Source organism: Oleiphilus sp. HI0125 (genome assembly GCF_001635355.1).
This window is the reverse complement of the sequence record NZ_LWGF01000465.1, coordinates 1-329: the sequence shown is the minus strand read 5'-3', so window position 1 is coordinate 329 and position 329 is coordinate 1. Positions and strand designations below refer to the sequence as shown.

The 329-nt window shown below is 47.4% G+C and carries 1 protein-coding gene; it reads right to left on the bottom strand.

Going from position 1 to position 329, the window contains the following annotated elements:
- Nucleotides 1-329, bottom strand: a 329-nt coding sequence (locus tag A3762_RS06095; protein WP_156493287.1) for an NUDIX domain-containing protein, incomplete at both ends; no start/stop codon positions are given.

Genomic DNA, 329 nt, shown 5'->3' with positions numbered 1-329 from the left:
CAGTGCGCACTCAAGGCTTTCCGTTCCAACGCCGAACTTGCCATCAATGAGTGTGGCCAAGAAGTACATATGGACTTGATTGATTTGAGGAACGTTGATAACGGTTAACAGGGAGTGCAGCGTTACTTTTGCTTCGGCTTCTTCCCATGTTTCTCGTGCTGCTGCTTCCATGGTCGTTTCTTGGTTTTCCATAAATCCTGCAGGCAGTGTCCAATAGCCATAGCGCGGTTCAATGGCTCTCTTGCAAAGAAGTACTTTATCTTCGAATACAGGAAGTGTGCCCGCGACAATGTTTGGATTTTGATAGTGAATGGTCTCGCATTGAGGGC